This window comes from Streptomyces sp. NPDC002911 (assembly GCF_053591835.1).
The window spans coordinates 1-8,417 of the sequence record NZ_JBSFUO010000060.1; the positions used below are offsets into that span (position 1 = coordinate 1).

Annotated in this window: 8 protein-coding genes; all 8 read right to left on the reverse strand. The window is 67.0% G+C overall.

Annotated elements, in window-relative coordinates:
* Window positions 1–196 (reverse strand): hypothetical protein (locus ACWD04_RS33395; protein WP_451137483.1); only part of this gene is annotated, 196 nt, incomplete at its 3' end.
* Between the two features lie 19 nt (window positions 197–215).
* Window positions 216–1,355 (reverse strand): cytochrome P450, encoded by a 1,140-nt coding sequence (locus tag ACWD04_RS33400; RefSeq protein WP_451137484.1) that lies wholly within the window; start codon window positions 1,353–1,355, stop codon window positions 216–218.
* Window positions 1,356–1,395: 40 nt separating this feature from the next.
* Entirely contained in the window at window positions 1,396–2,829 is a 1,434-nt protein-coding gene (locus tag ACWD04_RS33405; RefSeq protein WP_451137485.1) for an amidohydrolase family protein, read from the reverse strand.
* Window positions 2,829–3,656, reverse strand: coding sequence for an alpha/beta fold hydrolase (locus tag ACWD04_RS33410; protein ID WP_451137486.1), 828 nt, complete (start codon window positions 3,654–3,656; stop codon window positions 2,829–2,831). The genes ACWD04_RS33405 and ACWD04_RS33410 overlap by 1 nt, the downstream gene beginning before the upstream one ends.
* Window positions 3,643–5,550: a RiPP maturation radical SAM C-methyltransferase gene (locus ACWD04_RS33415; protein ID WP_451137487.1), complete on the reverse strand. Its 1,908-nt coding sequence runs from the start codon at window positions 5,548–5,550 to the stop codon at window positions 3,643–3,645. Before ACWD04_RS33415 ends, ACWD04_RS33410 begins: the two co-directional genes overlap by 14 nt.
* On the reverse strand, window positions 5,547–6,884 hold the full coding sequence (locus ACWD04_RS33420) for a YcaO-like family protein (protein ID WP_451137488.1): 1,338 nt from the start codon (window positions 6,882–6,884) through the stop codon (window positions 5,547–5,549). The genes ACWD04_RS33415 and ACWD04_RS33420 overlap by 4 nt, the downstream gene beginning before the upstream one ends.
* Window positions 6,802–7,926 (reverse strand): YcaO-like family protein, encoded by a 1,125-nt coding sequence (locus tag ACWD04_RS33425; RefSeq protein WP_451137489.1) that lies wholly within the window; start codon window positions 7,924–7,926, stop codon window positions 6,802–6,804. The genes ACWD04_RS33420 and ACWD04_RS33425 overlap by 83 nt, the downstream gene beginning before the upstream one ends.
* 152 nt (window positions 7,927–8,078) lie before the next feature.
* Window positions 8,079–8,219: a bottromycin family RiPP peptide gene (gene botA, locus ACWD04_RS33430; protein ID WP_451137490.1), complete on the reverse strand. Its 141-nt coding sequence runs from the start codon at window positions 8,217–8,219 to the stop codon at window positions 8,079–8,081.
* Window positions 8,220–8,417 lie beyond the last annotated feature (198 nt).

Genomic DNA, 8,417 nt, shown 5'->3' on the forward strand with positions numbered 1-8,417 from the left:
ACACCAGCTCATAGGCATCGGACCATTCCGCGTCACTGAATCCCAACGCCTGCTGGGCAAGGCCGTAGAAATCGAGGTAGGCGTAACTGGCGTCCGCCTGCCACCCCTCGGCCTCGGCGACCGAGCGCAGAGTTCCTATCTGAATGGACGGACGCCTCACGTTGTTCCACGGCATGGAAACGAGCGTCACGAGCATGGCAGTGCCTCCAGCCACCTCACCAGGAGATCCTCAGGTCGTAGGCATTGCGGAGGAACGGGAGATCCTGCGCGTTCGCGGCGGACGGCAGACCGTACCGGGGAATGAGGGCATGCCACTCCTCCAGGGCCGTGAGGAATTGCGCCCGCGCCAGCGCCGCTCCTAGGCACTGGTGAGGGCCTGTGCCGAACGCGATGTGCGGGTTCCTCTCCCGGTCGAAGTCCACTCGCCCCGGCTCCGGGAAGACATCGGGATCGTGGTTGGCGAGGGAGAGCGGAAGAAGCACCGTCTGTCCGCGGCCGGCCACGTCGCCCGCGCCGTCACGCGCCGCCATCCGGCCTGGATACATGCACGAATTCACCCGGAGAAACTCCTCCACTGCCGCCGGACGGGTATCCGCGGAGGTCAGGAAGCGCCGGCGGTGCTCCTCGTGGGCCGCGAGGAACTGGATCGCGTTGGACAGGTGGTTCACCGTCGAGTCCACCCCGGCCAGGAAGAGCACGGTCAGCAGTGATACCCGGTCGTCATCCGTGATGGGTGCGCCTTCGATCTCCCATTCGAACGTCGCGGTGGTGAGGTCGTCGGCGGGCTCGGCACGCCTGCGCTCGACATGCTCCCGGGCATACTTCTCCACCGCTGGAATACCCGTTTCCTCGTACGCCGCTTCGCGAGGGTCGGGTGCGTACCGTGAGTCGATCATCGCGCGGTCGATCGTCACGAGCCGGTCGAGACCGTCGACGGGCCAGCCCACCGCGGACATCAAGTTCTCCACCACGTAGGGCCGGGCGAAATCCTCATTGAACGAGATCTCGCCCCGCTCGAGAAATTCCTTGATCCTGCGCCGTGCGTTGGCGCGGATCTGCGGGGTCAGTTCCCGTACCCGCTGGGGTGTGAACCACGAGCCGAGCCTGCGCCGCCATTCCGTATGCTGATGCCCCTCGATGGTCAACGGGATCCAGCGGTCCTCTTCGGAACCCTCGGCCGCGCTGACCCGTCCGACGGTGAACTCATCCTCGTTCCTGAAGGCCTGGCATACGCCGTCGTAGCTGGTGAGAACCCAGAAGCCCTCCCCCTGACTGCTGTAGAAAGCGCCCTCGTGCGCATGCTCCTCAGCAGCTCTCCGATAATCCGCCGGAGCGCTGAAGAAATTGAAGTCCACGGATTCGGACTCTTTCTTCCCTTTCGCCACGGGGCAGCCTTCAGCCTGCATGGGACGTCGCCTCTTTCTTCTGGGTTCGGTTCACCGGAGAGGGATTGAGGTCGCCCCGTCTCCAGACGGAAGGATCGAGCCCCGTTCCCCTGAGCCGCAGGCTCCAGAGGTGGTCGAGGTCCGTGCCGTCGAGGAAGACACCGTCGATCAGCACTCCGTCGGGCCGAGCTAGACGAGTGACGTCACCGTCAGGGGGCTCGCGGAAGAAGACCAGGTCCGTCTGACCCGTGCCCGGCTCGTTCCCCCAGCCCATGACCTCATGGGAGTGCGTGGTCGCGGCCCCGAGGATCGCGCTGAATCCGAACCCGGCCCGGGAGAGCTCCGCCATCTCCTTGTGGAACGAGGGCCCGGCGAGGACGAAAGGATTCCCGCAGTCGGTTCCGACGAGCAGCCGGGCTCCCTGGTCCACGAGGTCGCGGGCGACCAGACCGAGCTGGTCGATCATCGCGCTGCGGCTCTCCACTTCGGCGTGGTCGAGTCCGAGAGCGCTACGGACCGCGGCGTGCCAGGCCCGCCTCCTGCTCGGGGCCGCCGTCTGGAGAGCTGTTCCGGACGGCTGGGTGAAGCGGACTTCGCCCGTCCTGGCCCGCCACGCGGTGAGCGTGGGACAGATGAAATGGCCCGCCACGTTCGCGGTGAGCGCGCGCCGGTCACTCCGGTGGCGCTCCAGCGCGTCGGCGAGCGAGATCCAGCGGTCGGCGGGCGGCAGGCGGAACACGTTCGGCACGACCCCGTAGAGATGCTCGGAAGACCGCATGGCCTGGTGAGCCGCGCTGAACGGAACCGCTTCCGGTACGTGCCCCACCACGGGTACTCCCGCCCGTTCCGCCTCCCGGACCAGCAAGTCGAACGCGGAGCACTCCAGATCGTCGTAGATCTTTATGCCGTCGAACCCGTAGGCGAGCACATCCTCCACCACGTGCCGGGCCGTCCGTACCCCGTCCACGAGGGTGACCGCGTGAGGGATACGGGAGTTCGGGCCGTCCACCAGACCCGCCGTCACCCAGGCCCGGGGCAGCACGGCGTTGCGGGCCCGACGTACACCGCCGCTGTACAGGTGTGCCGGTTCCCCCCACATCTGGCGGTATGCGGTCACCCCGTGGACCAGGAGGCCCACGAGGTCGGAGGCCGAGGACACATGTGCGTGGGCGTCCACGAACGCCGGGACGGCGTACCAGTGCGGGCGCACGCTCCGGTCGTCGACCGCGGATACCGGGCCCCATCCGGAGATGCGCCCGTCGACCACACTCAGTTCACGGGACGCGGTGACCTCGCCGGTCCGCACATCGATCAGCCCGACGGAACTGAAGGTGTGGGTCCGCTTCCGGCCGGCCAGTTCCACGAGAGCGGAGACCAGCGGGTCACCCTCGGGCAGCAGTCCCCTACGATGCCGCCAGAGAGTGTCCTCGATGGGAATGGTCATCAGGACGTCGTCCTTCCGTCCGTCACGTCCCTGGACGCCGTGCCGAGCAGTTCCGCCACCTGACGGCCGGTGTCCCCCAGCCGAGCGGCGGCCTGTACACGGGTGGGGCTCTCGACGAGCCAGAGGCGCGCCCCGAGCCGCTTCTCACTCGCGCGGAAGGTCTCCATGTCGGTGTCGCTCACCGAGGTGATCAGCACCAGGTCCTGGTCCGGATGGCCGCGCTCGGCCTGATGGTGTGACCCGTGCAGAAGACCACGCGTCGCCGTCGCGAGTTCGCCGCGATCGACCCGGTCACAGGCGTCGATCATCCACGGCGGCGCGCCGGCCCTGGTGAAGTGGTCGCGTAGATAAGCCTGTCCGCCCGGTCCTTCGATGGCAGCGGCTTCCTCTTCCACGGCGCCGGGGGGAATGTCGACCCCTTCGCCGTGCGCGCAGAAGGAGAACACTCGTGTCACCCGGGTGTCCGCCGAGGCGGCATGGAGGGCAAGGCGCCCCCCGAAATAGGTACCGACCATGCTGTACCGCTCCTGGCCGAACCGGTCGAGAACAGCCCGTAGGTCATCGACGTAGCGGGCCATGCCATGGCCCTCCGCACTACCGACGTGCGGGCTGTCACCGCGGCCCCGCAGGTCGGGGGCAATGACCCGGGCTCCGGGCAGTCCGTCGAGAAAGCCCGACTCCCACCAGATGCGGTGGTCCATGGCGATGCCGTGCACAAGGACGACCGTCTCCCCCGGGCCGGGCCTGTGGACACCGCGCACCACGGTGCCGTCCCGGGAGACGACTTCGAAGCGTTCCACTCCTGCGCGGCTGTCAGAGTCCCGCATCCTGCCCCCTCAGTTCGACCGCACGGCCCAGCTCGTCCCGCATGCCATCCCGTACGGCCAGCACCAGCCCGCGCCTGCCCTCGAGGTGGATCCAGCCGCGCTCCGCCCAGGCTTGCACGGTGCCATGTACGTCTTCTTCCGGAGTTCCGGTCATCTCGCTCGCCCGGCTGACGGACTGCTCCAGTCGTCCCCCGTGGACGAGGGAACGGAAGAGATGGTCGTCGACGCCCCTCAGTACATGCCTGCCTGATCCCACATGGGGCCGGTAGTCGTGGACGATGGTGATCTCCGGTCCGTAGCGGAACGAGAAGCGGGACTGCTCGTGGAGCTTCTTCCACAGGCCTACGCGCGCGCCCAGGCGCCGCCGCAGGGACAGCATCGTGACGGCATCGGTCTCCCGGCCGGTCTCCTCGTGCTCGAACGAGTAGGCGAGCGCCGTCCTGTCGGTCTTCCGGCCGGCGTGGATGAACTCGTATTTTCTCTCCGGCCCGATGAGTTCGATGCCGAACTCGTCCGGCTTCTCGAAGTAAGGGCTGTAACGGTCGACACGGACCTTGCTCACCGTCGACGGAGGCGCCAGATGTGTGATGAAGGGGACGAGCCGGAGCTGCTCCTCCAGCATCTGGGAGGACTCGTAAGGCATCGCGGAGAGCAGGTTCCACTGGGCATCGATGCCCAGCTCCTCACAGAGGATGAGGAAGCGCAGATTGTGCAGTGCGGTCGCGCCCTTGCGCAGCAGTTTCAGCGCGCCGGAGCTGAGGCTTTCGATGCCCGGCTGGACCATGAGGACGCCCGCCGCCCGCATCTCTCCGAGTTCCCTGGGGCCCAGATTCGCCTTGACCTCGAAAAACGTGGTGATGTCGACCTCTGCGTCGGCGAGGGCTGCCAGGCCGTTGTCCTTCTTGGCCAGAATAGTGTCTACGGCGTAGGTGCTGAATACGCCGTGCTGCTCGGTCAGTTGCCGCAGAGTCTCTGTGAGCTGTCCGCCCGGCTTGCTTCGGTAGACCATGCCGCTGCCGTTCTCGCCGCAGAACGTGCACTGCATCTTCTCGCCCCACCAGCAGCCCCGGGACATCTGGAACGGCATTGCCACGTGGGGCGTGATCAGATCGCGCCACGGAAGGGAGTTCAATCGCTCGAAGTACTCCTCGTACCGGGGCACGGGGGCGGACTCCACGGGCTGGATCGTGGGCAACGAGGCGCGCAGCGCACCCTCGTGACGCAGGACGATCCCGGATGCGTCGGCCAGGTCCGCCACATCCGTCGCGGTGAGGATCGCTGTGACTGCGCCCTCTCCCTCGCCCTGCACCACCGCGTCCACGTAGGTGTAGGCCTCCATGACGGCCCGGCCCATGGGCCGGTCGCAGTTGGCCCCACCGAGGAGGACGAGCCGGTCAGGCGCCAGGTCCTTGATGGCACGGGCGATCGCCAGCGCGGGGATCAGCTGACTGAACGACGTGGTGAAGCCGAAGCATTCGGCTCCAGTGGCGAGGAGCCGCTCGGCGAACTCCGTGATGAACCGGGGGGCTATCCCGCGAAGCGAGAGAATGCAGTCCGTCAGACTCTCGGCGACCCCCTGCTCCCGGAGAAACGCCGCGTACTCCGCTCGTGCGGAGGTCTCGCTCACTCCTTCGGCTGCCGGGAGCGCACTTCCGAAGATCCAGTCACCGACTCCCATCCCGTACAGTTCCTCGCCGATCGTGTCGTACACGGCGATGAACTGTTGCGGATCGTGCTCGAGCGAATTGATGGCGAACTCGAACCAGTCGAGGTATCCGTACACCGGAGTGATGGGATCCCCGCGTCCCTCGGAAGCCAGCGCCGCGAGGGTGGCGATCTGGATCGACGGCCGGTAGAGGCTGTTCCAGGGGGGCGCCACAAGGGCGAGTTTCACTTGCGCTCACTCCTCCGGGGCAGCAGGAGCTCTCCCAGCCGCCCGGTGGGCAGGACGGGGTAGCCGGCGCGGGCCTTGTCCAGCATCTCCAGGCCCGGGGCGACGACATCGACGACTGTGACGGAACCGGGCCTGGTCAGGACGCGGTAATGGATGTCCACCCCCAGGGCGTGCAGCCGGCCGATGAGGTGTCGGAGCAGTTCCTCGGGCGAGGCGGTGGCGGGCAGTCCGTCGTGGGCGCTGAACTGCACGGGCTCGTGAGGAAGGGCGTGGATGTCGAAGCGTGCCGCGGCGCGGTGGCGGGGGTAGCGCACCAGGGCCGTGAGAATCTGGTTCGCCTCGCGCTCCGCGTCGATGGGGCCGTGCTCGAAGATGGTGCACACCTGGAGGTACTCCAGGAGCGCTCGTTGCAGCGCGTACGTCTGTACCGGTGACGCACCGCTGCCGATCAGCCGGATGTCCTCGTGGCTGTCGGCGTCGCAGGCCACGTAGGCGGGCACCCCGGTATCGCAGGCGATCGAGATGATGAGGACCGGAGTTCCCCGTACTTCCTCGACGTCGCCGACCAGCCTCCTCAGATCGGCGGGAAGGGACTCGTGGTCGACGACGCGTATGCCGGAGCCGGCTTTGTCCAGGCCGAAGTACCAGCCGGCGAGCTGGTACGACCAGGCATCGCGCTCGATCAGCTCGTTGATCGCGTGAACAAGCGCCTCGTGCAGCGTGGCCCCTGCGGCGTAGCCGACGCTGGAGGTGTAGTGCCAGAGTGTCTTGAAGGCCCCGTCGTCGTCAGGGTGCGGCCAGTTTCGGTATCCGCCGTCACGGAGGAAGACCGGCTGCCGGTGCGGTGCCTGCTCGTTCGCCGGCTCGCCCAGCGCCTCCGCGATCGGCCGGTAGGGGCGGGTGAGGATCCGGCTCTCCGGCAGGGCGCCGCCGAGGCGCTGCAGCAGCGCGGAGTGGCGCGCCGTCGGCTGCTGGGCGATGTCGTGTCCGGAGAGGAAACTGGCGTCGGACGCCCCCGGGTCGCGTCGCCAGTCGAGGTGGTAGTGCTCCGCGCTCTCGAAGAGCGCGCTCGCCATGCTGCGGTATCCCAGACCCTTGCCGGAGCTTCGTGAGCAGAGCGTGCCGTCGCTGTCCTTCAACTGCACTTCGTAGGTGGGCGTCGCGTCGATTCCGTGCTTCCAGATTTCAGCGGTCAGCTTTTCGGAGCCGAGCCATTCGGAGACAGCGCCGAGGGCTTTGGCGATGGGTGTCTCACGCTCCGGCGGGACATCCTCCGTGAGTGCTCCGCTCAGAAGGGCTGTGGACAGCAGGTCCTGTCCGACGTGACCAGTCAAGGGTCTTCCTCACTTCTCCCGTGTCGAATACGGGTATGCCTGCGCGGACAAGTCCAAGGAGCGGCTGAGGATCTGACACCACGTGCGCGTAGTGGATCCGAGTCCTTTTCATTCCTGGTCCAGAGACGTCAACTGCTCCTGAGTCGGCCCACACCGATATTCCCCTGCTGTCCAGCTCCTGCAGGGGAGAAGAGAGCGGCTCCTCGTGGTGGGGCAGGTCATCGGCCTGCAAGTCGAATTCCAGGGCGGCGCAACGCCGAAGCAGCGGCCATCGCTCGAACCGTCGCATGAAGTAGCGCTCGGCGGACTCGGCGGTGGTGTTCTCTCGCCAGAGCGTCTCAGCCTGAGCGAGTTCCAGGAGTGCCCGGTCGGCCGCCTCGGTCCGCGTAGGACCCGATCCGATACCGGAGGCGGGCATCAGCCGGCCGGCACTCCTCGACACGGCGAGGACAGTGGGCGTCCGGGTGACATAGCCGATGGGCAGGATCAGTGGCGCGGAGGAGCCGTCGTCCATCTCGCTCCGTGCCGCATCGTTCATCTCGCTCCGTGCCGCATCGCCGTCCTCCGGCATATGCCCTGCCGGACGACGGGTCAGGCAGCGGTAGAGAAAAGCGCTGTAGTTCAGCAATTCCGCCAGCTCGAAGAGCGCGTTTCGCAGGGCCGCTTCGGGGGACGGCGAGGCAGCCCAGCCCACCGTGCATGACAGGCGGGCTGCCTGCGCCGTCAGGGTCGCCGACCTCAGTTCCAGGCCGGCCACCCATGGTGATGACCAGAACATCGGTACCTGCCGGGGCCGGACTGCCGTCAGCGGCTCGTAGGCACGCAGCAGGCACCCTTCGGGTGCCCCGCGTACCCCGCCGGGCCAGTGCCGGGAGTCCGTGCCCCGACAGGTGTGTGTCGCCGGCGGACGGGCGACCAGGGAGAAAGGGGTGCAGGCCATGAGCCGTTCCACGGCCTCGGACAGAGCCTTCTTGCGCGCGACGGCCTCCGTGGTCGCGGTGCCGTAGCCTTCGGCCGATACCGCACCCGAGGCGGGCTCCACAGTGCATCGGACCGTCACTGTTCGCTCTGACCGGTACGAGTGGTAGGCGATTTCACGCATTGCGCAGCCAGCCACTGATCTCTCGATCATCGCCCCTACTCCCCTGTTCCAGTCTCGCCGGCTTCACGCCTGGTACTGCTCAGCACCAAGCGTTACCTGGCGGAGTCGGTGTCCTCGGACCACGCGCCCCACGACTCGAGTTCTGACATCTCGAGTGCGCTCAGTTCGGCGTTGTTGGGGTCGTCGTTGAGGAAGTCGGCCGTCATGCAGTCGAATACAACTGCAGGTCCCATGACAGGATCCTTTCGTAGCAATTCGTTCTGTCTTCTGCTTTTCTTCCTAAGGCTTTTCGGTGCCGATGTTCAGTACTGGGATAGGCCCCCTTTCCCTCCGGTCGGTGAGGGTGAGTGGTACGGGGTTGCGAGTGCGCCGGGGTGTTCCCTTGAGGGGTGGGGTTCGGTAGGCCGAGGGCTGTTCGCGTACCGCGAGTG